Genomic DNA, 25,600 nt, shown 5'->3' with positions numbered 1-25,600 from the left:
CTACTCATTCAATAGTTCTTATAGCTACAATATTTTCAAATGGAACCTTCTGTTTCATAGTTGCTTCTTGAACGGTTATCTTTCTTTCTGTTGGTTGGATCTTAATAATATGTCCAATAACCGACTTAATAGAACCATTTTGATAATAACTTAGTTCTACCTTTTTCTTATCGTGAATCGCCTGTTGTAAGGTTAGTTCCATTTCATTGATATAATCTTCATTTAAAACTGGCTTTTCCTTAGGGGCTTCTTCGGAAAAGAAATCTTGAAGCATTTCAACATGTTCAGGCAGCATTAAAGAAGCCCATTTTATTTTACCTCGATCATGTACCAAACAAATCACCTCAACAACATCATACACGAACATTAGTTCTATATCAATAGACTTCGATCACTTGTTCGTGTATAATAATAGTGAAAATATGGAAGGGATGGTGAAGATGATATGAAGATTTTACATACAGCAGATTGGCATTTAGGAAAAATTGTTCATGGGTTGCATATGACAGAGGATCAAGAGGTGGTCCTACAGTATCTTATTAATATTATCCAAGATGAAAAACCAGATGTTATCATCATTGCAGGTGATCTTTATGATCGAGCGGTTCCACCAAGGGAAGCTGTTGAATTATTAAATTCATTTTTCACTACAGTATCAGTTGAAATGGAAATTCCAATTGTTGCTATTTCCGGTAATCATGATAGCCCTGATCGACTCGGATTTGGAGCAAGCTTGTTTCGATCCAAGCATTTATATTTAGCAACATCTATTGAGGATGTCTTTCAACCAATATATTTTAACGATGGACATAACGATGTCTACTTTCATTTAGTACCCTATATAGAACCAGAACAAGTGAGACATTATTTCCAAGAGGAAACAATCCAAACACACCAAGATGCGATGGAGCGGATAGTAAGGCAGATAGAAGAAGAAATGACGGAGCAAGCTCACCATATTTTAGTTGGACATGCCTTTATTGCGGGTGGAATGGAATCAGAGTCTGAAGAAAGACTTACGATGATTGGTGGTACTCCTTATATCGACGCTTCTATATTTAAGTCTTTTGATTACATTGCCTTAGGCCATCTTCATCAACCTCAGAAAATTAAAAGTGATTACATCCGTTATAGCGGATCTATCATGAAATATTCCTTTTCAGAAGCAAACCATAAAAAGACTGTTACCATCCTGGAATTAGACGGAAATGAGAAAACAGTAAGTACTCTTCCTTTAAAAGCACCAAAAGACTTACGAATTGTAGAGGGTTACTTTGAAGAATTATTAGAGGGAAGTGTTGTGGAAGAGACAGCTGACTATCTCCAAATTCGATTGTTGGATGATGGACAAATCCTGGATCCTGTCACAAAACTACGCAAGCTTTTTCCAAACATTTTACGCTTAGAACGAAAACACCAATTAGTACATCAATCACTTAAAGAAATCCAATCGATAAAGGAAAGACAGAAAATGACCCATGAACAACTTTTTTCATCTTTCTATAAAGAGATAAAAGGATCACAACTTTCTGAAAAACGGGCGAAATATGTACAAGATGTCATACAAAAAGTTATGGTAGAAGAGAGGGGGAAATAGTATGCGCGCTTTAACTCTTGAACTAACCGCATTTGGCCCCTATCGAGAGGAACAACGGATAGATTTTACCAATTTAGGAGATGAACCGATATTTTTGATCACCGGCCCAACTGGTGCTGGAAAAACAACCATTTTTGATGCGATTTGTTTCAGTTTATATGGAAAAGCCAGTGGTACTGACCGTGATCAAGATGGTTTTCGTAGTCATTTTGCTAATTTATCTGAACTAACTTCAGTCAGTTTCACCTTTGTATTGCATCAAAAAATGTATCGAGTCATACGTAGCCCAAAACAACAGAAGCCTAAAGCGCGAGGAGAAGGGTATACGGAAGAAGCGGCTAGCGCTAGTCTTTACGTTTATAATCACGATCAACAATGGGAATTAATTGTTTCAAAAATAAAAGATGTGAACGAAACGATTGAAGAAATGATTGGACTTGATTATGAACAATTTAAGAAGATGATTATGATTCCCCAAGGTGAGTTTCGAAAATTAATCTCTGAAAATAGTAAAGAGCGTGAAGAAGTATTACAAAAAATATTCAGGACTTATATCTATAAAGATATTACTGAAAAATTTAAAGAAGAAGCAAAATCTTTGAAAGAGCAACTGGAAAAGCTAGATTGGCAATATCAGCAAGAATTAGAAAAGCTGCCAGATGAAACTATCGATCCTGACTCTAATAAAAAGGTCAAAGTACAGCTTGAAGACCGTTACCACAAGCTAGAAGAGCAAAAAGTTTCACTAAATAAAGAATTAGAACAAATAAACAACCAATTAACCATGTTTCAAGAGCAATATTATCAGCAAAAAAAACTAGTAGACTATTTTCTTGAGTATGAACAATTGATAGAAAAACAAAAACAGTTACAGCTAAAACAAAAAGAAATAGATAGATTGCAAGAAAAACTCGAACTAGCAAAAACAGCTGAGAAAATAAAACCGGTAGAAGAATTAATGCAAACTAGGAAACAAGAATGGCACTCTCAACAACAAATATTTGAAAATATAGCCAAACAACAAAAAGAAATGCAGGTTTTATTTGAACAATCTAAAGTTAAATATGAAGAAGAAAAAAAGAAAGAAAAAGAACGTGAATCCTTACAATTTCAGTTGAAAGAGCAGCAGCAATTACTAGAGAAAATGGATGAATTTGAAGCAGCAGGAAAAGAACTAAATAAATTGAATGAAACAATCAAGAAAATGCAGGAAAAACAAACTTTGTTGGAAAACAAAATCAAAGAATTAGAAAAAATGAAAGAAACGAGCTACGAGATCAGAGATAAGATCCATGAATCAGACAGCATCTTACAACAACTGAAGCATGAACTTGAACAACAGCAACGTAAAGCATCAGATATGGAAGATTTAAAGAAAGAATATCGAGAATTGTTAGTGTTAAGAAAAGATTATCAGCAATATAAAAATGTAGTTGATAAGCTGCAATCAGAAGCAGACGTCCAGGCAAAGAGATGTGAGCAATTAGAAAAGGATAGAAAAAAACATTTTGCGAGTCATTTGGCAGCATCATTACAGGATGGAGATGCATGCCCAGTATGTGGCTCTATTCATCATCCAGACCTCGCCAAGATAGAAGATGCTAGCATATCAGATGAAATGATCGAAACAGAGACTAAATATTTTACTACATTACAAGAAGAATCAAAAGAAATGCAAATGACACTCCTCCAAATTAAAGAACAAGGAGAAGGGAAAAAACAAATTGTTAAGCGATTAATCCAATCGTTAGATATGGATATGGAACAGGTCACAAAAGAACAACTGCAACAAGTTGATGCATCTATACTTGGAAGCATTCAGAAGAATAAAAAAGAAACAAAAAAGCATTACAATAAGATGCAAGAATTACAAAATCAGTTCAAACAAATTCAAACAGCAATGCAAGAATATGACCGGTTAAAGCAAGAACAAGCACGAATACAAGAAACGCACCAGGAAAAAAGTAAAGATTATCATCAATTACATGCTAAATATGCACAACTTAAAGCTCAACTTCCTGCTGATGTGGAATCACCTGCAGCTTTCAAACAACAAGTTAATAGCTTGGAAAAAGAGTTGAATATGAAAATACAGCAATGGAAAGACATACAAGCACATTATGAAAAAGCGATCGAGGATAAGAACAAGGCGGAAACTAAATATCAGGAATCAAAACAATTTACAACTCAGTTGCAGCAAAAATATGAAGAACAAGAGGAGAAATTTAATCTAGCCCTTGTTAATTATCGATTTGCCTCGATTTCAGAATATAAACAGGCATTGCTACCTTTTGAAGAACAACAGGAAATAGAAAATCACATATCACAACATGGGGAGCAAAGAAATGTAGTAGAAAGTAGGTTAATTACCCTGACAGAGTTGGTAAAAGATGTTGAAAAACCAGATTTATCAAAACTGGAAGACAAGATGGCCAATGTAGAAAAGGATAAAGATGAAAAAAATAAACAGGTACAATCTATTGTATTTCATATTGATCAGTTGATTGCAACAATTAGGAAAACGAATGAATTAGAAGAAAAAATGAAGGAAATTAAAGATGATTATTTCCATATTGGAGAATTGGCTGATCTAGCTAGAGGTGACAATACTGCGAGACTTTCATTTGAGCGGTTTGTATTATCGACCTTTTTGGATGAGATATTGTTACAGGCAAATATGCGTCTTGATCAAATGACAGACCACCGCTATCAATTAATTCGAAGTGAAGAGTTGGCAAAACGGGGAGCCCAGAGTGGCCTCGACTTGGAGGTGCTTGATCATTACACCGGTAAGAAAAGATCAGTAAAAACACTTTCTGGCGGAGAAGGCTTCAAAGCAGCCCTTAGCTTGGCATTAGGGATGGCTGATATTGTTCAAGCTCATGCAGGTGGTGTGCAGTTAGATACGCTATTCATTGATGAAGGTTTTGGTACACTTGATGAAGTATCACTAGAGCAAGCAATTAAATGTTTAAAAGAATTACAGCAAGATCATAGAGTGATTGGTGTTATTTCCCACGTAGCACAATTAAAAGAAGAAATCAAAGCGAAATTAGTAGTAGAAGCATCGCATACTGGTTCTGTCGCAAAGTTCAAAATAGGCTAAAAATAATCAAAAAGATACAAAAAACAACACCAATCAGATGTATACTGTCAAAACATGCGCTTACCCAGGAAATATTATTTGTCATCAAATGTTCATTTCCAAATATAGAATCCTCCTTTTCTTCTTATATGATAGTAATAACAATAAAGGTACCGAGGAGGTACAATGATGTTATCAGCAGTACTTTTTGGCTTAATAATAAGTGGTTCCCTAGCAATAATTATTACAACAGATGTCATATCAGAATAAAAGAGATGTAGAACAAAGGTATACACTGCTTTATGAAGCGCGTGTATACCTTTTTAATACTTTAAGAAAGCATAAACAGAGATGTCTAGCTCCGAGCGCCTTTATACTTTTGGTGAAAGGTCATTGGCTCACAAGATTGCTGTGATTCCTTTATTTCAGTTGTAGAAATGATCGTCCTAGTATTCCAATTGGAGAATCCTTAATAATCTATGATTTTGTCTAGTTTCTTTTCAGCCTATACCATTCTAGACAAATGAACATATACTATATCAACGTGCTATACGGAAGGAGAATGTATATGTTTCGTCCACCAAACCAACCACCGATGTTCTCACAACATAACATGCCAACACAGGGATTATTTCCCCGAGGTCCTGTTCCAAATCAAATGACGAATCCGACAGGACTACAAGGATTACTGCAACGTTTCTTACCATCACAAGCTTCTAATATAACCCAAGCAACGAATGTGGCAACAGGTGGAGGGTCGAATCTAATGGGAACGTTAAATAATGTTCAACAAGTATTAAAAGTCGCACAACAAGCAACACCATTAATTAAAGAATACGGTCCGATGATTAAAAACGCTCCGAAATTAATCAATATGATGAAGGCATTAAACGAGATAAATGATGATGACGACGATGAAGAACAAAATGAAGTAGACGTAGAAGAAGAAGCAGAAGAAATGACTATTACAGAAAGTACACCGACATCAAACAAACAAGTAAGTAGAAGTTCTACTCCAATTCGAACGAGTGAATCTCAGCCGAAACTGTTTATTTAATTTTCTTTAAAAACAGACCACTTGCATTTTTTTTACACTAAGAGCACAATAAAAGTAATCATGTTTAGTAGGAGGCTTTTTCATGACAAAGCAATCTCTCGAGAAAGCAATTTTTGCAGGTGGCTGTTTTTGGTGTATGGTGGAACCATTTGATGAACAACCAGGTATCGAGCAAGTGGTATCTGGCTATACAGGGGGAGACAAGCCTAATCCCACATATGAAGAAGTGTGTACCAATACAACAGGACATCGTGAAGCGGTAGAAATCACGTTCAATCCAGCAGTTTTTTCATATCAAAAACTGTTAGAGATATTTTGGCAACAAATCGATCCTACTGATCCCGGAGGCCAATTTCATGATCGTGGTGAATCATACAAAACCGCTATATTTTATACAAATGATCAACAAAAAAAATTAGCTGAACAATCTAAACAAGAATTGGGAAAAAGTGGTAAGTTTGATAAACCGATCGTAACTGACATATTACCAGAAAAACCTTTTTATCCAGCAGAAGATCAACATCAAGGTTACTACAAAAAACAAAATTTTCATTATCAGATGTATAAAAAAGGTTCAGGTAGAGCGGATTTCATTAAAAGAAATTGGGGTGACAATTTTTCAAAAGAAGTGTTGAAAGAACGCTTAACGCCAATTCAGTATCATGTCACACAAGAAAATGGTACAGAAAGACCGTTTGATAATGAATATTGGAATAACCGGGGAGAAGGGATATATGTAGACATTGTTAGTGGCGAACCGTTATTTTCAACTACAGACCAATATGACGCAGGATGCGGATGGCCAAGTTTCACTAAACCTTTAAGCCGTAATAGACTTGCAGAAAATCTAGACACATCACATGGCATGCGAAGAATTGAAGTAAGAAGTGATGAGGCTGACTCTCATCTCGGTCATGTATTTGATGATGGTCCGGTTGAAGAAGGTGGAATGAGATATTGTATTAATTCCGCTGCCTTACGATTTATTCCAAAGCAAAAGCTGAAAGAGGAAGGTCTTGAGGAATACCTGGCATTATTCGAATAACTTCCCGTTGTTTTCGGGAAGTTTTTACATAAGGTGAGCTTCCATCAGTGAAGGGTTTTGATCCTAACTGACGGTTAGCACCGTGATAAAAGAGGGCGTGTATTATGGTTAAAAATATAAGTTATCTTTTGTTAATGTATACCGCTTCATTAATAATAACAGGAGTATTCCTTCTTTTACATTTCCCACTACCGTGGATATTAGGGCCGTTGATAACCGTATTCATATTAAATTGGTTAATAACCGAACCACTTGCACAAAACAAAACAATATTGCAAATTAGTTTTTTGCTTACAGGAGCACAAATTGGGTCTACTTTCACATCCAATACATTAAGTAAAGTGATTCCGTATTTTATTCCTTTTTTAATTATTACTTTAGTACTGATATATGTTTGTATGAAAAGCGGAGAAATGTTAGCTAAATATGCAAAAATAGAACCCTCAACTGGTGTGTTAGGTAGCATCCCGGGAGGATTATCAGTTATGGTAGCAATGAGTGATTCGATGAATGCTAACACAGGATTAGTAGCAATCTTTCACACTATTAGACTAATGGCTGTCCTGTTTCTTGTACCACTCATGGCATCATTTATGTTTATTCAGTCAGATCCGCAGCAAGCGCTTACCAATTCAGCTATCGAGTTGAATGTTTGGACAGTGTTGTTGTATTTTCTGCTTTTTGGAATGGCATATCTATTACGCTATAAAATTCCTGCCCCCTATGTACTCATCCCCATGCTGGTAATTGCAAGTTTAAAACTACTGTCTGTTCCAGTAAGTGATGTGCCGGTAAGTTTATACCATGTAGCGCAAGTATCGATCGGAATTCACTTAGGGTTATCGATAACGATGTCAGATTTAAAAAAAGCTGGTAACTTTTCCTGGGTTTTCTTTTTGTTTACTTGCTTTATCATTGTGATATCGACCGGGCTAGGATACATATTTGCTAAACTATCCGACCTCAGTTTCGCTACAGCAATGCTTAGCCTTGCACCAGGTGGATTGGTAGAAATGGCGATTACTGCTGGTGAAGTAGATGCAGATCCTTCCATTGTAGGATCCCTGCAATTGATAAGACTATTATTTATTATTATGGTATTGCCCTTTATCCTTAAAAAAATGACTAATCCTTTTAATGAACCATAATAATATTATGTTAACTTCAGAAAATTCCTTGTATAAAAGGGAATAAATGTTTATGATAGAAAGGAAGGAGGGACATAAATGATTCATCAAAATTGGGAAAACAACCATACTATAAAAAAAATAAAATGTGTCCACACTCATGCTAAAAAATATAAAGTAAATTCTGTTTTAACAGAAGGAAAAATATATGACGTAAAAAACGAAACAGATGAATTTTATTTTGTTATCGACAACACCGATCGAATAGCTGGTTTTAAAAAGGATTACTTCGAACTTGTTTAACTATGTTTATTAATAGTATGTATTGGGAAAATATAAATAATAGGGACTTTTATGTTTAATGCTAGACTTTTCAAAGATTCTCCATAGGAGCTGATAATATGAAAAGAATTCTTTTAATCCGTCATTGCCATGCTATAGGACAACACAGTGATTCTCCTTTATCAAAGAAAGGCATACAAAAAGCGTATGAATTAGCTAGACAACTTGAAAGACTTAGCTTTCAAATAGATCGTATCATTACAAGTCCTTATATGCGTGCGCAAGAAAGTATCAAGCCATTTGCATCTCGTCAAGGTATTCCAGTTGAAACGGACGAGAGGTTAAAGGAACGATTACTAAGCGAGCAGCCTGTAGATGATTGGATCGATATTTTAGAAGAATCTTTTCAAAATTTCCATTTTAAGCTACCAGGTGGGGAATCATCGAACGAAGCTTATAAACGTGCCGAGCAAGTTTTGGATGAATGTATGAAAGAAGAGCTAAATGAGAATATTATAATTGTAACACATGGCAACTTACTTGCTCTTATGTTGCAGAAATTTCATGTTGATTTTGGTTTTCATGAATGGAAAACTCTTACCAACCCCGATGTCTTTTTGATTCAACGTATTGGCGGTGAATATATTACGGAGAGAATTTGGGAAGATAATCAATCTCATTTTTACTAATATGATTTGAAAACTCTATGAAATAAGCTATAATGGTATTCGGGCTTTGAAAATTATGATAGAATGTGTATGTAAAGAGATACATAACGATTAATCGTTAAAGGAGGGGACCGTCTTGGCATTTGTAATTACTTCACCTTGTAAAGAAGAAAAAGCAGGTGAATGCGTAGAAGTTTGCCCTGTAGATTGTATAGAAGAAGGAAAAGATATGTTTTATATCGATCCTGATATTTGTATTGATTGTGGTGCTTGTGAAGCTGTATGCCCTGTAGAGGCTATTTATATGGAAGATGAAGTACCAGATGATGAAAATGAATATATCTCATTAAACCGCAAGTTCTTTGAAGAAAGTTAAATCATACAAGTTGTAAAACCGCTATATGTAATAGCGGTTTTTTAATACTTAATTTCAAATTTTTGAAATGCGGTTTTTACATCTTCTTCTGTAATTTCAATATTCTTCACTTTTGCAAAGAAGGAGGGGCCTTTTTTAACTTGCATTAAAAATGTGTCAACTTTATTATCTTCACCTTGTGCTTCAATTTCAACGGAGCCATCATCTAGATTCTTCACCCATCCAACTATATCGTTCTGGATCGCTATTTGTTGCGTAAAGGAACGAAAACCTACACCTTGTACACGACCTGAAACGATCACATGAACTTGTCTCAATATAATCACCTCTTTCCTACGATAGTATCATTGAAAATTTCACAATTCAAAAGTTAAAGAAAGGAGATTAAAATGAAAACGCTTTACGTAGATCGAATAGATGATTTTAAACTAGGTCACAATCAAGATCATACTGCCTTAACTGGATGTACTGTAATTATTTGTGAAGAAGGCGCTGTAACTGGAGTAGATGTAAAAGGAGGATCACCAGGGAGTAGGGAAACTGATTTATTGGCTTCAGAGAACACGGTGGAGAAGGTTCATGCTACTTTTTTAGCAGGGGGTAGTGCTTATGGATTGGATGTCGGCAGTGGTGTAATGAAATTTCTTGAAGAAAAAGAAATTGGCTTTGACGTACAGACGACAAAAGTGCCAATTGTACCTGGGGCTATTCTTTTTGATCTTGGTATTGGGGATAATAAGATACGACCAGATCAAGATATGGGATATAAAGCTTGTGAGAATGCTTATCAAAATGAGAAGGTGTTTGGAAATATCGGCGCAGGTACAGGCGCAACCATTGGAAAAGCATTAGGTCCTGAATTCAGCATGAAAGCTGGAATTGGTTATGCTGGTTATCAATTAGGTCCATTACAAATTGCAGCTACTGTTGCCGTTAATGCAGTAGGAGATGTCATCGATCCGTATACAGGTAAACAAATAGCAGGAATATTCGACAGAAAAAAGAATCAATTATTATCTACATCAGACATATTATTATCAAAAGGAGAACAATCATTAAACCATCATGGTTATTATGGAAATACAACGATAGGAACAATTATGACAAATGCCAAATTAACGAAAGCACAAGCGAATAAAATGGCTACCATTGCGCAAGATGGAATTGCCAAGACAATCAATCCTTCGCATACATTGATGGATGGAGATACCTTATTTACCATGACATCTAACAGAATAGAAGTAGACCCTACTATCATAAGTATTTTAGCCACAAAGGTTGTAACGGAAGCCATTATTGATGGTGTTACAAAAGCAAAAACGGTCTTAGGGGTTCCTAGTGTACAAGATTTATCGTAATAACTGATTGGAGTGTGGCAAATGGATAAGAAAAAATACCTTATTTTACTAATACCATTTATCGTTTTGGGACTAGTACTTATTTATTTTCTTCCTAGGAGTCACAACCATTATGCATTACTCACCACTTTCGTTTTCTGGATCGTCTATTATGGATGGATTTACTATGAAAATAGGCGTAATAGTTCCTAACAGCATTTCTCATATGAGGAATGCTGTTTTGTTAATAAATAATACCTCTCTATGTCATTAAAATCACTATTTTTTCCCTACAGTAGTCAACATCTATTCTAAAAATAATTGATATATATGAAAGATCCAGCAAATTTCAGTATAGATAAAGACCTGAGTTTTATCGTTTTCAGCAAAAGATCGCACGAATGTTCGATGAAAACGGAAGTAGTATCCCAATGATGAAAGTAAAAGTGAAAGTGAACAAGCCTGTTACAAATTTTAATATGTTGCGTAAACAACGATAAAGTTGGGATATTCCTCTTTTTTTAGGTAATGCTAGAAATAGCATTTAAAAAAAGGGGATTTCTTATGCATCAATCGATTTGGTTAGATATAGATATCAGACGCTTTTCTGTTTTGAATGAAAGCCTTCAAACCGACGTGACCATTGTTGGTGGTGGAATTACCGGTGTTTTATCCGCATACCTTTTGTCTCAGAATGGGATTCGTGTAGTGTTATTAGAAAGAGGTAGGTTGCTTCACGGAACGACCGGCCATACAACAGCAAAAGTAACGGCACAACACGGTATAGTATATCATGAATTACTGGAACATTTTGGTTTAGAAAATACGCAAAAATATTACCAAAGTCAAGTTGAGGCAATGCAGTTTATTAAAGATACTACTGAGCATTATCATATACCATGTCAATTTGATCACCAAGACGCCATTTTATATACAAACAGTGAAAAAAATCAACAAAAATTAGAAGAGGAAGCAAATGCTTATCAAAAATTAAATATTAGTGGGGAGATAAAGAATCGCATACCTTTTTCCATCCCACTCAAGTCAGCATTAGTAATGTATGAGCAAGCGCAATTTCACCCTACTGATTTTCTAAAAGTTATGATCGATAAGATACTAGAAAATGGTGGTAAAATATATGAAGACACAACAGCAGTAGATATTGATTATCAAAACAAAGTGATCGTAAGAACAGCTCGTAATCATAACGTCTTGTCCGATCATGTTATTATTGCTACGCAGTTTCCGTTTTATGAAGGGCAAGCATTTTACAGCACCAGAATGTATCCTTCGAGATCATATGTTTTAGGCTTAACATCTAATCAGGCTTATCCTGGTGGAATGTATTTAGATATTGATCAACCAAAACGATCTATTCGTTATGTGAAACACGAAAATGAAACCGTTTGGTTATTAGGTGGCGAATCACATAAAACAGGCCAATATAAGAAAGAAAATACCAATCCATATCGTGACTTGCAAAGTTTTGGTTCACAATACTTGGACGTAAAAGATTGGCAATATCAATGGTCAACACAAGACTTTACTACGTTAGATAAAATTCCGTATGTCGGGTCATTAAACAGAAAACACCCCAATGTATACGTTGCAACTGGATTCCGCAAATGGGGTATGACCAATAGTGTTGTAGCAGCACATTTGCTAACAGATCTCATTATGGATAAGGATAATCCTTACAAAGAACTGTATCAGCCACAGCGTTTTCATGCCGATCCAGATGTAAAGAAATTCATCAGTTACAATTCCAATGTAACGAAAGAATTTGTAAAAGGAAAACTAGATGTCCAAAATGAACATGATAACCTAGAACCAGACACAGCTATAAAAAGGAAACGTAATGGACAAGTTGTAGGAATTTATAAAGACGAACAGAATCAAGTTCATGCCGTTGATACAACATGTACACATCTTGGATGTGAATGTAACTGGAATCAAGCTGAAAAAAGCTGGGATTGTCCATGTCACGGATCAAGATTTTCATACGACGGTACAATTATTGAAGGGCCAGCAACTAAACATTTAAACAAAATTGATCTTGAAAATTAAAACTTGTCTCAATATCTTAAGTATACTTTGTATATGAGATATTGAGTTCCTTTTTCTATATTACTTCCTATAATATATATTATGTAAACTAAATTCGAATGAGGTTTTTCACTGATAAGCCTATACTCGATTTCAGCTATTGTTTGCTTTTTTCGATTTGATTCAGGAACCTTGCTTTCACGTACGGAACAATCATCGGAAATTAATATAAACGTATCACGGTAATTCATAGATTCACCTCCATTAACCAAGAAAAAACGTTTCTTGTTCAGAGTTTGCATCTGATTCGCAAAGGGCGTTAATTAACGAAAAACGGGACTTCCTTTAAACCTACCATGCGTGTACATAAAAAGTTGACCTTTTCCATCGTCCTGCATTCAGGAAGGTCTGGGGATACAAATTCTTCAGACCTGTCCCAAATTAATTCCTCCCTTTCAGGTTTTCATCTAAATTTTATAAATCCCATTTCATAAAATTAATTCGTCACAGAATGCTTGGTTCCTCTTTTTTAAACTAATTTCACTTGGGATTTATTGTTAGGTTATTGGATGTTCCTTAAAAAAAGCACACCTTCTTATTCGAGAAGAGCCCTCGTTTATGGAAACCCTTATTTAGATTGACTGTCTTAGTTTTATTAGAATCCTCTTATTATCGGATAAAACAATGCACCCCTGCTTATGGAAGAATACTCCTATTTAATTATAAATAATTCTCGATGATCTGTTTTATTCCTTTCGACCCATTCCATGTCGGTAAATCATCTCATGATTAAAGGAAAAAAATAGTCCGGTGATGCATTGATTCTTGCTGGCAGAGACTTTTTGAAAATGGAAAGAAGACAGAAAGCTCCTCTCCCATGATTATTTTAGCTTGAAACAGCTTCTTTTTCGATGGCCGTATTGTCTTGTTTTGCAATGATGAAGACCGACAATCCGGATAGTGTTACAATAATCCCAAATGCAAGCAGGATTGCAAACATTGGAATATAGCTGATGATCATCGATCCAAACAGCGTGCCTAATGGGATGGAAATGGTCAAAAGTACGGTGACTATACTCAATACTCTGCCCATTTTCTGCTTTGGGACGATTGTTTGATATAGTGTAGTCAATCCGATACTTGCAAAACAGGTACCCATTCCAATAATAAATACGGCAGCAATCGTTACATAATAATCCATGAAGGAACCGATCAAAACCAGTCCGACGCCTTCCATAACCAGTCCTGCAATTGCGGTTTTGTATTTGTCCTTATAAAGATTGAACATGATCATTAATGAACCGATTAAAGCCCCGATTGCAAGCGATGAATTCAACATCCCGAGTCCGGCCGATCCGACATTAAAAATGCTGTCACTCATGATCGTAAAGTAAACGGATAGTGGTGCCAGGAAGAAATTGATGATCAATCCGCCGGAAATGATGAGCATCAGTAGTCTTTTATCTTCCAAAATGAATTGCAAACCTTCTTTTAGTTCCTGTATAAATTCAGTGTCAACTTGTTCTCCGTCGCTTGCGGAAGGCACCTTTATCCATATTTCTGTTATGGCCGAAATAATAAAGGCAATTCCGCCGGCAATCAATAACAACCCATATTCGTTATTGAATACCGCCAATAAAATTCCAGCAGCAGCCGGTCCAATGATATTGCTTCCTTGTGTACTGAATTGATTCAATGAGTTCGCCTGAGTCAAATATCTTTCCTCAATAAGAAGCGGTATACTGGCACTTGACGCAGGATTGAAAAATGCCGATACAATGGACATGCAAATTACCAAGATATACAGTAGCAGCATGGATAGATTTCCGGTTATTAACAATGCTGATAGGATAAACATGAAAGCTCCATTGCAAAAATCCATGATGACCATTATTTTCTTCTTGTCATATCGATCAGCCATCACACCGGCGATAGGTCCGAATAAAAGTGTCGGCAACGTTATGCAAATTACAGTAGCGCCCAACGCTAAAGCTGACCCTGTCTCCTGAATCACATACCACATAATCACCAAGTCAATAAATCGAATGCCAAACCTTGATACAGTTAAACCCACCCACAACAGCATGAAATTTTTGTTCGTAAAAATTGCTTTCATTTGAAATCCCTCCCAATTAATTTTAATCAAACTTCACATTAGATAATTATCAAATGTCGTGGCATAAATCACGGTGTTATTAGTATGGAGGCAGATCAAATATATATTTAGACAGTTATCTAATGTTAGATCATACTCTTTTTAAGCATTGTCTTACCTGATTCGGGTCAGGTAAGAAGATCGGTCATTTCTGCAAGAGACTGCTTTAATTTCTCCTTGCTGACTTCATAATATATCTTGTTTTCATATTTGGATGTGGTTACAAGGCCCAGTCGAAACAGGATATTCATGTGATGCGAAATAGTAGGACTTGATAAATTAAGTCGTTGTGCAAGTTCGAATCCGTAATATGGCGCCTTGTTTAATTCCCGGATAATAGTAATTCGCTTGCTGTCCGACAAGGCGCGAGCGAGCTCAATCACCTTTTCTTCTGTATTGGTCCCCTCCATTTTATCCTCAATCATTTGCATTCCGACTATGGAGATAGCGATATCGGCATTACTTGCGTATGAAAAAACCGAGTTATCCTGATGATAATAAGAAGGGAAAATAACAATGGTTTCAGGGAGCTTTTCATCTGAGTGAGAATCAAAACGGATAATTTCTTTTAACTGTTGACCGGACAGTCTTTTGATGTTCTCCAAGCCTTGCGTATGAATTGTTTCCAGCTGGTTTTTAATTGGTTTATATAATTGTTCATAACAGTGCTGAATGAGATTGACAAATCGCTCCTTCGTCTCTTCAGGATCAAAATAGAGATAAAATAATTTGGACTTTTCTGGCAGTGTCAATGTGCTATTTTTGATATGCTTATGCACTTCGGAAGGATTATCGATAATGGATTCATTTTCCAAAGAGTTATGACCAGTATTAAAGAAGAAGTAAATCATCTTTTTGGCATCCGCTGATTTTAGAAACTCCAGGCTTTCCTCAATGTCGCCATATTTGTTGAACTGGTAAACAACCTGAGTCATCGACAACCCAAAAAAGCTGTCCGGGTGGAAAAATACGTTTAATTCATCGAGAATATGTTCAGGGAGGGATTTTCGTTGTTCAGCAATCCACTGATTCATTTTTTCGATTTCAGGTTTGTGATACGTATCCTTTTCCGGATCCTTGTAATCTGAGACTTGAAGCATCAGTATAAACAACTCATAAACGGGCGAGCGATCAGCATAAAAGTTTCCATGCAGTTTTTCCATAGTTTTATAACATCCTAACTTATTATTTGATAACAATCTAATGTCGGCGCAAAAAAATTCTTACAATTATTATCATTAATCTAACAAAAAGTTTGATGAATGTCAAACATGTATTAAAAAAGTTTTCTAACGTATAAATTATCCATTAATATTCCGTTTGTCAACTGAAGATCAAAGAGTGAACACCGTTACAAGACTTATCAAAAACCAAAACTGCGCAAAACCCACCTTGAAATACACCCCTTATATATTAGCGCTATTCCTAATTAGGTAATAGTCCGTCCGTTAGCTAAGCATCATATAAGTTTAATACGCATAATCTTTCGAAATTAACCCATAAGTAGCTAATATAAGAACAATAACTGACAAAACAATATGAAATATTTTTAACAAATAATCTCCCCTTCTTCTATTGCACTCCCCTCTCTAATCAGTTAAAAAGTGTATAATTTAATATTTACATTAACATATATATCCAATTTTATGACTTTACATAGGGAGAATCTACTGTTTCGGAGTAAAATTAAGGAAGTCTAGGATTACTTATGGTATTCTAAAAGAAAATGGAAATTGTAAGGATGTTGTTATTGGATATAAGAAAACTGGAAGCTGAAATTAGTTCGTTACAGAGCCAATTGTATAATTTAGGAAGAGAAACAAATCACTACTCCATCGGGGAAATACTAAGGCTAAGTGAACTGTTGGATGAAAAGATTATACTTTATCAGAGGTTGAAGCTAAATACTAAAAAAAATTCTGATTGTAGAGATCTTGAATAATTTGGTAAAATACAATTATACTTTGTTTACTAGTATCTAGGAGGAATTCAATGAAAGATTTTGATACATACATACGTGCTTCTAAAAAAAATTGTGAAATGATCTTTAATATGACTCCTGATGAAGTCCCTTTTTTAAAAGTTGCACTTACTAAGAAAGAGTTACAATTTCGAAAGCAAAGATTTGTTAAAGAATTGAGTGTTGTTCAACACTTTATGGAAAAACTAACTCAATATATAGAAGGTATTCCAACGTTAATTATTACTACGGATAATCAGGGATATATATTAGATATTTACGGAGATCAGAGTATTAAAGAAATGGTAGATTCCCTTGGGATAACGCCAGGGTTTAGATTTGATGAAAAGGATGTTGGCACAAATTCGGTCTCGTTAGCCTTGAAACACCAAAAACCGATTGCAATAATTGGGAAAGAACATTTTCATCATTGCTTATCAGAGGCTGCATGCTATTCCTCCCCGTTTTGTTTTTCTTCTAATGGTAGTTTAGTTGGTACTGTTTCTATGATGACGACGGTTAACTTCGCTAGTAATTTCCATCTTGGACTATTGTCGTCTGCTGTTGATTCAATCGAACGGGAAATTCAGCTTCAAGAACAAAATCACACACTACATTTATTAAATCAAGTCTTAATTGATTCTACTCCTATGGGGATAGTGATGACAGACAATAATGGCAAACTACTAGAATTCAATTCCAGTGCTGAAGAAATAATTGGAATAGAAAGAGAAAAAATCATCACTAATGGGATAAATCAAACTGGTGAAATTGGAGAATATATAAATTATGTTCTAGAGACTGGGAAAAAAGTAGAAAATGCTGAATTTTCGTTTTCGCCTATAGAAAGCGATTACTCTAAAAGGCTTCTTCTCGATGTGTTACCTCTTTTTGATGAGGAACATATGATTGGGGCATTTGCTCAATATAGAGATATGACTCATTACCATGAATTACAACAGAAGTTAATAGAGTCTGAAAAATTATCTGCAATAGGAAAGTTAGGGGCAGGGTTAGCACATGAAATAAGAAATCCACTCACTTCAATTATCGGTCTCACCCATTTAATGAAAGAGAATAAACATAAAGATGAATATCTAGAGATCATTATTGCTGAATTAGAACGAATGAAAAACTTAGTGAATCAATTTGTCTCCTACGGAAAACCATCTTATATGGAACAAGTAGATTGTAATTTAAATGAACTTATTAAAGATACTGCTGAGTTAATGAACAGTAATGCCCGTCTTCATAATGTTAACATATACGTTGAACGTTCAGACATAAACACTGAAGTCTATATAGATAAATCTAAAATCAAACAAGTACTAATTAATTTTATAAAAAACGCCTTCGAGGCAATGCCCAATGGTGGTAATGTTTGTCTTCAAATAGAATCAGACTTAAAAAATAATGAGGTTCATATCTCTATCAAGGATGAAGGAGTTGGTATGACAAAGGAACAAGTGGACAACTTAGGTAAACCCTTTTTTACTACTAAAGAAAACGGACTTGGCATGGGATTACCTATTTGTTTTGATATCATACAGTCTCATAACGGAAGAATTAAATTTGATTCTGAGAAAGATAAAGGAACTGTAGTACATATAATTCTGCCTCAAAATAATTATCAGGAAAGGAAAAATACATTATGAAAAAAGTTTCGACAGTATTGGTAGAAAACCTCAAACGGTTAGGGATTTCCCATGTATTTGGAATACCAGGTAAAGCAATCGTACCATTATTAGTAGAATGTGAGGCTCATGATATACAATTCGTTCTTTCAAGACATGAATCAGGGGCAGGATTTGCTGCTGCCGGTTATGCGTTAAAAAAAGGGATTGGTGTAGCTTTAGGTACATCAGGTCCAGGAGGTACTAACCTTTTAACAGCTGCTGGCCAAGCGAAAGCTTATCACTCCCCTACTTTACTTATAACAGGACACCCTTCTGCGAGGGATACTGGTAAAGCTCAAGGACAAGACTCCTCTATATTTGGTACGGATCTTGTCAAAATGTTTGAAGCTGTAACATTATTTAGTGCACGGGTAGACAGAGGGGATCAACTAGAATTGTTGCTTAAGCATGCAGTTGAAAAAGCGACGACTGGAATAAAAGGACCGGTACATTTATCTATACCTATGGATGTTTTACAGGAAGAAATTACAGCATTTACAGTTGATATTCCAAATTCAAAGTCTTCTGTAGTTTCCAATCAAATTGAAGCTGTTGTCTCAAAGCTAAATGATGCAAAAAAACCTGTGTTATTTCTGGGTAAAGGTGTACATCTATCACAAGCGTATGAAGAAGTAAGATGGTTAGCAGAACACTGGCAAATTCCAGTCATGACTACTCCTGGTGGTAAAGGAACATTTCCTACTAATCACCCCCTATCTTTAGGTGCATTTGGCTTGGGAGGTAACGAAAAACCAACAAGATACCTAGAAAGTAAAGTAGATCAAATGATTGTAATTGGTAGCAAGCTAAGTGATATGTCCCTAGCAGGCTTTTCGGAAGCAATTTATCCGAAACACCTCATTCACTTTGACTTTGATCCTACATTTGTACAAAAGTCTCTACCAATTCCTACATTGTATATTCAAGGAGACGTTAAAGCCAACTTAGTTGAAGTACAGCTCAAATCTGAATTAGATAGGAAAGAAGTAAAAAGAGCTCCTCTTCATATCGAAGAAAATGATAATTTAACTGACATTCAAGAAAGCGATACATCTCTATCCGCGAAAGAAGCTATCAAAGAAGTTCGAAAGCATTTACCAAAAGATTCAATACTGTTTGGGGACGATGGAAGTCATACATTCTATGCAATTAAACATTATGAAATTTATGAACCAGGAACGTTTTACTTTGATGATGTGTTTGGGACCATGGGGCATGCGATTGGATATTCGATTGGTGCCAAATTGGCTTCTCCAGAAAAAACAGTTGTTTGCTTGACTGGTGATGGTTGTACGTTTATGCATGGTACTGAAATTGCAACTGCTGTAGACCAAAATCTCCCTGTTATTTATATTGTATTTAATAACATTGCTCTTGATATGGTTGATAAAGGAATGAGAAAAATGATAGGACACTCTATTGGCTCTACATATCAACACGCATTAGATGTTACATTGTTTGCGGAATCATTGGGGGCTACATCTTATCATTGCCGCAAAACCGAGGATATTAGAAAAGCGATTGATCAAGCATTAAAAAATGATAATGGTCCAACTGTTATGGAAGTGATGGTTGATCCAAATGAAACTCCTCCTATTTTAAATAGGGTTTAATCGAATAGTGTTTTCATTCTTGCAAATTTTTGGCAAGCTTCCGATTTGCAATAGATAAACGGTTTACAGTACTTTTTATATCAACCTACTATTCTTAATGTACTAAAAGTATAGCCAGTATCATGATATGCCGAGTTAATACCAATTTTTTCTCTTAAATCTTTTGGTACATATTTTGTTTTTAAAGTAATTTCAAATTCTGTTTTGAATGGAAATGGCGTTATCTTGATTTCACTCCTACTTTTCCACTCTGCATAGTAACGTTGATCATCTATCAATGTTCCAAACCCATTAACAAACCAAGGATGCTCTTCGTTCTTCGTCACTCCTGCTTGATTTAAACAAACATAAAGAGAAAGTTCATCTAAGAATCGTAATAATCGATAATGCTGTGTAACCACTTTATCGTTGAAATGAGGTAATTTCGATTTAATTTGTTGTTGTCTTTGAAGTTCATTTTTTATGTAGTCTATGCAATCCTTTTGATTAGATTGGCGGATATCTTGGAAAGAAGTGTAGTGAATACTACATAACAAAGCAGCATACTGATTCATATTTTCTACTTCATCGATACCTTTTTTGTACATAGTTATTTTCGGCAAAAGAGGATAATCCGTAAATGAAAATGGTATTTTTTGCTGATCATTCCAAATTGGAACTTGGTCCAATCTAATCCAGGCGCGATCATGTTCAGTTATGGAAAGTATGACAGTGTCTCTATAATTAGTGTTAATAAATAAGTTATCTTTTAACTGAGTTGCAAGTTCTCCAGAAAACCTCGCATGATCATGCTGTGTAGTCATTTTAAAAAATTCTCCTGTATCTAATATGATCATCATTCAACCTCCCTACATTTATACATTCCTAAAATGGATACTGATACATAATAAGAATCTGATTATTATGATTCCATGTTTCTAATAAATTCGAATGCCTTTGCGGGCGAATTATCTTCGAGTCTTTGGCGAATGAATTGAGCACACTCTTCAGGACGATGCAAAGAAGTATCCACTTCTATGTCATAAATACCAGGAACATGGACAAGTTGCTGCCATAAATCGATCGGCCTTGGTACCGTTCCGTCATTGTTGTAACCAACGTTCCATGTATTCATTCGTCTTTCCATGACAACCTCTATCGGACAACGGACACCTACAAACAAAACAGGAAAGCCTTCTAGTATCTTTGAACATCTGTGAAGAATTCGTAGAGGAACGGAATATCCTTCATGATGACCTACGTCCACCACAACATTTATTCCTAAACGGCTAAACGCTGCTATTGCTTCATACATAGCCTGATACATAGTATTGACAAGCGGCTCAAGATCCGGACGTTCACCACCTGGTCGTAAACCAATGCCAGGCTGAAATCGATTTGGAGTCATTTGCATAAACTGATCAACACCTAAGTTCATCCATACACCTTTAAAAGTATTCTGAATACTTAATGCAATGCTAGACTTACCAGATCTTGGAGTGCCGTTTAGAATAATTATTTTTCCGTATTCACTTTCTTTCAACAACTATTCATTCCTCCTTTTTTCCTTTATTGTTTCAACCAGTTAGTTCAATAAATTAATCGAATTTTAATCTTCCCATCATTAAAGTATTAGGCTTTTACTTCTTCTCCACAATAAAAAAGTCTTTTTTGACTGCATTTCCCCTTACACTATCTATAATGATAACAGAAAAAGATTTCTTCAACTATTCATATTAAACTCTCATGCAAAAGTACAAAAAGAAAAGACAATCCTAAAAACCAATTTATTTTTAAGGACCGCCTTTTCTCTAGGAGTTATCCTATAATCAAGCATCAATCTGCCCCCTTATAATGAATGTTGCTCTTCATTGCTTTCTTTCTCAAATTCACTATATGCTTGTTGGAAAAGATTCAAAGAAGTTATCGCTTTAGGAAAACCGACATAACCACTACAATGATTTATCAATTCTAGAATTTCTTCCTTTGATAAACCTACTCTAAGAGCGGCTTTGAAATGGAAAGTTAGCGTAGTTTCCTGATTACCTTGTGAAATAAGCGATGACAGAGTAATCAACGCACGTTGTCGTGAATCTAGTGTATCATCAGAATAAATATCTCCATATCCGAATTCTAAAGCCATGTTTGCTAATCTTGGAGAATAAGATTGCACCTCTTCCATCGCTTTAACCCCTTGTACACCAGCAATTTCCTTGATTTTGTTCCATCCTATTTGTCGTTTATCCATGTTTTTAATCCCTCCTATTAAATCTCAACAATATATACTAATTCTATGTTCATTTTAAAATTCCTTTTTTTAACTCATATTATTACTATTTTTTCCAATTTATCTGGTACCTCTCATTTGTTAAGAAACTTTAAAAGTCCAAAAACAGTGAAAAAAAGAGTGTGAAGAAAATTAATGAATAAGGTTCTCCACACTCTGTTCGTTCAAATGGTATATGAATATTTAGATGTAACTGAAGGGAACAGTTTCATTCCATCTTTTTGGAAAAAAGTTTATCTTTGAAGGTAACTCTGAAGAGGTTGGATATGTTTTACTACGATAAACCTAACACAAAATCGATTTTGTCTGCGTATTCTGGAAAATCAATTAGGGGATTTCTATTCTTTTGAATATGGTAGATTTCTTTATTTCGGTGTTTCTCGTAGACTGATATTTTAAAATCTCGATGCCAATTTAATAGCATTTCAATATCTTTAGCGCTGTAGTGGCTAATTTCTCCTGGATATCTTATCAAAAAGTACAATGTTGCTCTGGCAACTTCTCCTTTTCCGCTTTCGGGTTCAAACTTCTCTTTTTCATATTTCCCACATTGTGTTTTTATCGTTTCGATATCCATTTCAGGAGTGTATTCGACGAAATCAAAATAAGGATAATTGGATCTAGTGGAATTACATTTCTTCTCGCAAGTGAAAAGATGGTGTAAATCTCCTCTCATTGGATTATCTTGATCAAACCATGATTGGGGTACGACATGTTCACAATTAAACATGTTTTCACTTTCAATAATCGCTACAGCTTTGTTCCAAACATCATCATTTTTCGGTTTGTTATTTAACAACTTTTCATATTCTTCTTTTCTTTTTAGCGCTACTTCATGATCTTCTCTAATGGCTTGTTCAGGATCCTTGTGGCTTCCTGAATAAATACTTTTAAGGTTCCCGTCCATACGGAGATCAATTGTAGAATAAAGATAATCACGCGTTTCAGAATTATAAGGAAGTTGATTTTCATGTGATGTTGTAGTTAACTGATGTAGTTGTTCAAATAATTTAGATTTATTCGCTTCATCAAAATTAATATCATGATAATAATCTATGACAATACGGGAATCTTCTTCCTCATCATAATACTCTTTTGTATTTTTAATTTTCTTTTGATAATCCCTTAATTCCATCAATGCGGCCTTTAGATCTTTCCCTTCCAAATCGCCCATAATTTTTCCTCCTTCTGTTAGCCATAAAAATACAGAAAGGAGGAGTAAAACAACCTTCCTGCATTAATATTGAACGAGATAACCTCTAGATAGTTAGATACTGATTCTTTTTCATGCATATTTAGAAGATTAGTCAGTCTCCTCCAAATTAGGTGCATTGATCCTATCTAATTGGTCAACTAGGTTTAGCAAGAGAAAGCCATTCCCTTCCGCACTTTTTTGATAATCAAGTGGAAGTGTACGTCTGACAAGTTGCGCATAGATTTCTGGTTCAACAAGAGATCTATCAAACTCTTTTTCACTTAAATTAATTATTAAGGCTAAAGCACCTGCTACATGTGGAGCTGCCATAGAGGTTCCTGATAGTTTAGCAAATTTATTATCTATATATGTTGATAAAACATCTACACCGGGAGCTACAAGATCCACTTCGTTATTGGTATTTGAAAACGGAGCAAGTTGTAAATCCATATTTACAGCACCAACACAAATGACCTCAGTATAAGCTCCAGGGTAGGCATACTCAGGTGTATCCTCTTCTCCATCCCCTTCATTTCCCGCAGCAACAACGACAGATACATCTTGATTAACTGCATCTTGAATCGCTTCATGCATCTCAGGAACATCATTAGGACCACCAAGGGACATGCAAATTACTCGAGCTCGTTCATTGTCAGGACCACGCCATTCAACTGCATAGTTTATCGCATCTATGATCCATTCATATTCTCCAGAACCTTCCCCTGTCAACGCCTTTAGACTTAATATTTTAGCTTTTGGAGCAACACCTACAACACCATCTCCATCAAGGCTTGCTGCAATGGTTCCTGATACGTGTGTTCCATGACCGTTATTGTCTTCAAAGTTGTCTTGGTCTCCATTATAATCTGATGTGAAATTTCTTCCACCAATTATTCGATTCTTAAGATCTGGATGATCCGACTCTATACCAGTGTCTATAACCGCAATAACGATATCTTCCCCTTCGCTACTTTTCTCCCATATGGCAGGAGCCTGTACCAGTTGAACACCTTCCGGGGTCTCATTTTTGGAATCCTCAATTGACTGAATCGTATAAGGTATCAAATGAACCTTTTTTTGTGCCATATTTTATCTCCTCCTCTAAAATAATTTGTCTCTATATAATATATGTAATAGAAATGTGAAAGTTTACTAGTTTTACTATATTTAATATTTTTGTAATATTTGACATTTTATTTTTACACTATATCGACATTCATAGCCCAGGATTTAAATAAGGCCTTGTTATAGATATAACCTAATTAGTTTACTTATAAACAATTAAAAATAAGGGGGTTATAACCTCCCCCTTGTTCAGTTTAATATCTAGAGGCTTTACTAGTAACTTTAGTTGAGAAAGAAGTAAATCAATAAAGCAATAACAATGTTAGGTATTCCAATTAAAGCTGTATGTAAAGTTACGCTATTTCGATTACGCCTATCTTCAGCAGATTCTGTTGCAAAATTGGCTCTCATTCTATTTCCGTTTACCATTGAACCTGAAAAAATCATAGATATTCCAATGAACAGGATTCCAATACCACCAGTAATGACATAAGCTTTATCTATTCCCCACATAATTAAAGATATTAAAACCCCTATTACAGATAAAATAATTCCGATAAGAAAACATCTCAAGTTATCCCTCCTTGACATACTTATACGATTAAAAATTATATTGGTTTCACCTACTAATCTTAACTAATCCAATAGTTAATAATTCTGACTGCTAAACATATAGTGTAATATTTGACGAAATTTATTGCTGGAGGTGAATCATTATTGATCAATGTAACGCTTTTTTAACCGCATTCCGCTTTTGAACCAATTACAACAGGGCGGTTATATACTGTACGTAAGGCATGCTGAGGCTACAATTGGAGAAGACCTACCCAGTCTAAACTTCGAAAATTGCTCTACTCAAAGAAACTTATCTGAACTTGGTAGATGGCAAGCTTTTTCCTTGGGTTGATGTATATAATCTAAGCACTAATTTGACCATAGAACAGACTAAAAGAATTGTAAAGACATTCAATTCATACCTAGAAATTCAGTCGCCGTCGGGTCAAAATAAGGTTATTATCGCTCATAGTTTTCCTAAGGATATTAGTTTAG

23 protein-coding genes are annotated in these 25,600 nt (G+C 35.2%); 12 read left to right on the top strand and 11 right to left on the bottom strand.

The window, feature by feature from the left end:
• Positions 1 to 4: 4 nt before the first annotated feature.
• Positions 5 to 334, bottom strand: a complete 330-nt coding sequence (locus GI584_RS12105; RefSeq protein ID WP_157801862.1) for a YolD-like family protein — start codon at positions 332 to 334, stop codon at positions 5 to 7.
• Positions 335 to 445: 111 nt separating this feature from the next.
• Here GI584_RS12105 and GI584_RS12100 point away from each other — a divergent pair, with 111 nt between their 5' ends.
• From GI584_RS12100 to GI584_RS12065, 8 genes are all read left to right on the top strand, one after another.
• Positions 446 to 1,597, top strand: a complete 1,152-nt coding sequence (locus GI584_RS12100; protein ID WP_153791394.1) for an exonuclease SbcCD subunit D — start codon at positions 446 to 448, stop codon at positions 1,595 to 1,597.
• Position 1,598: 1 nt separating this feature from the next.
• Positions 1,599 to 4,703 (top strand): AAA family ATPase, encoded by a 3,105-nt coding sequence (locus GI584_RS12095; protein ID WP_153791393.1) that lies wholly within the window; start codon positions 1,599 to 1,601, stop codon positions 4,701 to 4,703.
• A 547-nt stretch (positions 4,704 to 5,250) separates the two neighbouring features.
• The gene (gene vrrA / locus GI584_RS12090; RefSeq protein WP_157801863.1) at positions 5,251 to 5,739 is read left to right on the top strand and encodes a VrrA/YqfQ family protein; all 489 of its coding nucleotides are present in this window, start codon (positions 5,251 to 5,253) and stop codon (positions 5,737 to 5,739) included.
• Positions 5,740 to 5,821: 82 nt separating this feature from the next.
• Positions 5,822 to 6,784 (top strand): peptide-methionine (S)-S-oxide reductase MsrA, encoded by a 963-nt coding sequence (gene msrA / locus GI584_RS12085; protein WP_153791392.1) that lies wholly within the window; start codon positions 5,822 to 5,824, stop codon positions 6,782 to 6,784.
• Positions 6,785 to 6,888: 104 nt separating this feature from the next.
• The gene (locus GI584_RS12080; protein WP_153791391.1) at positions 6,889 to 7,932 is read left to right on the top strand and encodes an AbrB family transcriptional regulator; all 1,044 of its coding nucleotides are present in this window, start codon (positions 6,889 to 6,891) and stop codon (positions 7,930 to 7,932) included.
• Positions 7,933 to 8,010: 78 nt separating this feature from the next.
• Positions 8,011 to 8,214 (top strand): DUF6501 family protein, encoded by a 204-nt coding sequence (locus GI584_RS12075; RefSeq protein ID WP_100360428.1) that lies wholly within the window; start codon positions 8,011 to 8,013, stop codon positions 8,212 to 8,214.
• A 98-nt stretch (positions 8,215 to 8,312) separates the two neighbouring features.
• Positions 8,313 to 8,882 carry a histidine phosphatase family protein gene (locus GI584_RS12070; RefSeq protein WP_153791390.1) on the top strand — a complete coding sequence of 190 codons (570 nt, stop codon included), beginning with the start codon at positions 8,313 to 8,315 and terminating at the stop codon, positions 8,880 to 8,882.
• A 115-nt stretch (positions 8,883 to 8,997) separates the two neighbouring features.
• The gene (locus GI584_RS12065) at positions 8,998 to 9,237 is read left to right on the top strand and encodes a ferredoxin family protein (RefSeq protein ID WP_100360430.1); all 240 of its coding nucleotides are present in this window, start codon (positions 8,998 to 9,000) and stop codon (positions 9,235 to 9,237) included.
• Between the two features lie 41 nt (positions 9,238 to 9,278).
• On the opposite strand, the gene GI584_RS12060 is transcribed toward GI584_RS12065, so the two are convergent.
• Complete coding sequence (locus GI584_RS12060) at positions 9,279 to 9,554, bottom strand: acylphosphatase (protein ID WP_100360431.1); 276 nt, start codon at positions 9,552 to 9,554, stop codon at positions 9,279 to 9,281.
• A gap of 72 nt (positions 9,555 to 9,626) precedes the next feature.
• On the opposite strand from GI584_RS12060, the gene GI584_RS12055 reads away from it, so the two are divergent.
• Both GI584_RS12055 and GI584_RS12050 read left to right on the top strand, forming a co-directional pair.
• Entirely contained in the window at positions 9,627 to 10,595 is a 969-nt protein-coding gene (locus tag GI584_RS12055; protein WP_153791389.1) for a P1 family peptidase, read from the top strand.
• 543 nt (positions 10,596 to 11,138) lie between these two features.
• The gene (locus GI584_RS12050; protein WP_153791388.1) at positions 11,139 to 12,641 is read left to right on the top strand and encodes an FAD-dependent oxidoreductase; all 1,503 of its coding nucleotides are present in this window, start codon (positions 11,139 to 11,141) and stop codon (positions 12,639 to 12,641) included.
• An 8-nt stretch (positions 12,642 to 12,649) separates the two neighbouring features.
• Here GI584_RS12050 and GI584_RS24400 read toward each other — a convergent pair whose 3' ends face one another.
• The 3 genes from GI584_RS24400 to GI584_RS12040 all read right to left on the bottom strand — a co-directional run bounded on the left by GI584_RS24400 (position 12,650) and on the right by GI584_RS12040 (position 15,938).
• Complete coding sequence (locus GI584_RS24400; RefSeq protein WP_407647362.1) at positions 12,650 to 12,871, bottom strand: DUF6157 family protein; 222 nt, start codon at positions 12,869 to 12,871, stop codon at positions 12,650 to 12,652.
• Positions 12,872 to 13,506: 635 nt separating this feature from the next.
• Complete coding sequence (locus tag GI584_RS12045) at positions 13,507 to 14,736, bottom strand: MFS transporter (protein WP_153791387.1); 1,230 nt, start codon at positions 14,734 to 14,736, stop codon at positions 13,507 to 13,509.
• Between the two features lie 167 nt (positions 14,737 to 14,903).
• The gene (locus GI584_RS12040) at positions 14,904 to 15,938 is read right to left on the bottom strand and encodes an ArsR/SmtB family transcription factor (RefSeq protein WP_153791386.1); all 1,035 of its coding nucleotides are present in this window, start codon (positions 15,936 to 15,938) and stop codon (positions 14,904 to 14,906) included.
• An 829-nt stretch (positions 15,939 to 16,767) separates the two neighbouring features.
• On the opposite strand from GI584_RS12040, the gene GI584_RS12030 reads away from it, so the two are divergent.
• Both GI584_RS12030 and GI584_RS12025 read left to right on the top strand, forming a co-directional pair.
• Positions 16,768 to 18,390: an ATP-binding protein gene (locus GI584_RS12030; RefSeq protein ID WP_153791385.1), complete on the top strand. Its 1,623-nt coding sequence runs from the start codon at positions 16,768 to 16,770 to the stop codon at positions 18,388 to 18,390.
• Positions 18,387 to 20,024, top strand: a complete 1,638-nt coding sequence (locus GI584_RS12025) for a thiamine pyrophosphate-binding protein (protein WP_153791384.1) — start codon at positions 18,387 to 18,389, stop codon at positions 20,022 to 20,024. Before GI584_RS12030 ends, GI584_RS12025 begins: the two co-directional genes overlap by 4 nt.
• Positions 20,025 to 20,104: 80 nt before the next feature.
• Here GI584_RS12025 and GI584_RS12020 read toward each other — a convergent pair whose 3' ends face one another.
• From GI584_RS12020 to GI584_RS11995, 6 genes are all read right to left on the bottom strand, one after another.
• Entirely contained in the window at positions 20,105 to 20,860 is a 756-nt protein-coding gene (locus GI584_RS12020) for a DUF3891 family protein (RefSeq protein WP_194841980.1), read from the bottom strand.
• Positions 20,861 to 20,925: 65 nt separating this feature from the next.
• Positions 20,926 to 21,549 carry a chloramphenicol phosphotransferase CPT family protein gene (locus GI584_RS12015; RefSeq protein ID WP_153791382.1) on the bottom strand — a complete coding sequence of 208 codons (624 nt, stop codon included), beginning with the start codon at positions 21,547 to 21,549 and terminating at the stop codon, positions 20,926 to 20,928.
• A gap of 303 nt (positions 21,550 to 21,852) precedes the next feature.
• The gene (locus tag GI584_RS12010; protein WP_153791381.1) at positions 21,853 to 22,251 is read right to left on the bottom strand and encodes a carboxymuconolactone decarboxylase family protein; all 399 of its coding nucleotides are present in this window, start codon (positions 22,249 to 22,251) and stop codon (positions 21,853 to 21,855) included.
• Positions 22,252 to 22,564: 313 nt separating this feature from the next.
• Positions 22,565 to 23,464 (bottom strand): endonuclease I family protein, encoded by a 900-nt coding sequence (locus GI584_RS12005; protein ID WP_153791380.1) that lies wholly within the window; start codon positions 23,462 to 23,464, stop codon positions 22,565 to 22,567.
• 129 nt (positions 23,465 to 23,593) lie between these two features.
• On the bottom strand, positions 23,594 to 24,571 hold the full coding sequence (locus GI584_RS12000) for a S8 family peptidase (protein ID WP_100360446.1): 978 nt from the start codon (positions 24,569 to 24,571) through the stop codon (positions 23,594 to 23,596).
• Between the two features lie 261 nt (positions 24,572 to 24,832).
• Positions 24,833 to 25,123: a DUF5316 domain-containing protein gene (locus GI584_RS11995; RefSeq protein WP_153791379.1), complete on the bottom strand. Its 291-nt coding sequence runs from the start codon at positions 25,121 to 25,123 to the stop codon at positions 24,833 to 24,835.
• Between the last annotated feature and the right edge of the window lie 477 nt (positions 25,124 to 25,600).

The organism is Gracilibacillus salitolerans (assembly GCF_009650095.1).
Lineage (GTDB): Bacteria > Bacillota > Bacilli > Bacillales > Amphibacillaceae > Gracilibacillus > Gracilibacillus salitolerans.
Note: the sequence above shows the minus strand (reverse complement) of the source record. Positions and strands in the feature narration are given on the sequence as shown.

Excerpts from the sequence above, each read along its gene's own strand:
- GI584_RS12100 (WP_153791394.1), top strand. The coding sequence starts at position 446 with ATGAAGATTTTACATACAGCAGATTGGCATTTAGGAAAAATTGTTCAT.
- GI584_RS12070 (WP_153791390.1), top strand. The coding sequence starts at position 8,313 with ATGAAAAGAATTCTTTTAATCCGTCATTGCCATGCTATAGGACAACAC.
- GI584_RS12075 (WP_100360428.1), top strand. The coding sequence starts at position 8,011 with ATGATTCATCAAAATTGGGAAAACAACCATACTATAAAAAAAATAAAA.
- GI584_RS12020 (WP_194841980.1), bottom strand. The coding sequence starts at position 20,860 with ATGATCATATTAGATACAGGAGAATTTTTTAAAATGACTACACAGCAT.
- GI584_RS12040 (WP_153791386.1), bottom strand. The coding sequence starts at position 15,938 with ATGGAAAAACTGCATGGAAACTTTTATGCTGATCGCTCGCCCGTTTAT.
- msrA (WP_153791392.1), top strand. The coding sequence starts at position 5,822 with ATGACAAAGCAATCTCTCGAGAAAGCAATTTTTGCAGGTGGCTGTTTT.
- GI584_RS12095 (WP_153791393.1), top strand. The coding sequence starts at position 1,599 with ATGCGCGCTTTAACTCTTGAACTAACCGCATTTGGCCCCTATCGAGAG.
- GI584_RS12055 (WP_153791389.1), top strand. The coding sequence starts at position 9,627 with ATGAAAACGCTTTACGTAGATCGAATAGATGATTTTAAACTAGGTCAC.
- GI584_RS12045 (WP_153791387.1), bottom strand. The coding sequence starts at position 14,736 with ATGAAAGCAATTTTTACGAACAAAAATTTCATGCTGTTGTGGGTGGGT.
- GI584_RS12005 (WP_153791380.1), bottom strand. The coding sequence starts at position 23,464 with ATGGGCGATTTGGAAGGGAAAGATCTAAAGGCCGCATTGATGGAATTA.
- GI584_RS12030 (WP_153791385.1), top strand. The coding sequence starts at position 16,768 with ATGAAAGATTTTGATACATACATACGTGCTTCTAAAAAAAATTGTGAA.
- GI584_RS24400 (WP_407647362.1), bottom strand. The coding sequence starts at position 12,871 with ATGAATTACCGTGATACGTTTATATTAATTTCCGATGATTGTTCCGTA.
- GI584_RS12080 (WP_153791391.1), top strand. The coding sequence starts at position 6,889 with ATGGTTAAAAATATAAGTTATCTTTTGTTAATGTATACCGCTTCATTA.
- vrrA (WP_157801863.1), top strand. The coding sequence starts at position 5,251 with ATGTTTCGTCCACCAAACCAACCACCGATGTTCTCACAACATAACATG.
- GI584_RS12010 (WP_153791381.1), bottom strand. The coding sequence starts at position 22,251 with ATGGATAAACGACAAATAGGATGGAACAAAATCAAGGAAATTGCTGGT.
- GI584_RS12050 (WP_153791388.1), top strand. The coding sequence starts at position 11,139 with ATGCATCAATCGATTTGGTTAGATATAGATATCAGACGCTTTTCTGTT.
- GI584_RS12000 (WP_100360446.1), bottom strand. The coding sequence starts at position 24,571 with ATGGCACAAAAAAAGGTTCATTTGATACCTTATACGATTCAGTCAATT.
- GI584_RS12025 (WP_153791384.1), top strand. The coding sequence starts at position 18,387 with ATGAAAAAAGTTTCGACAGTATTGGTAGAAAACCTCAAACGGTTAGGG.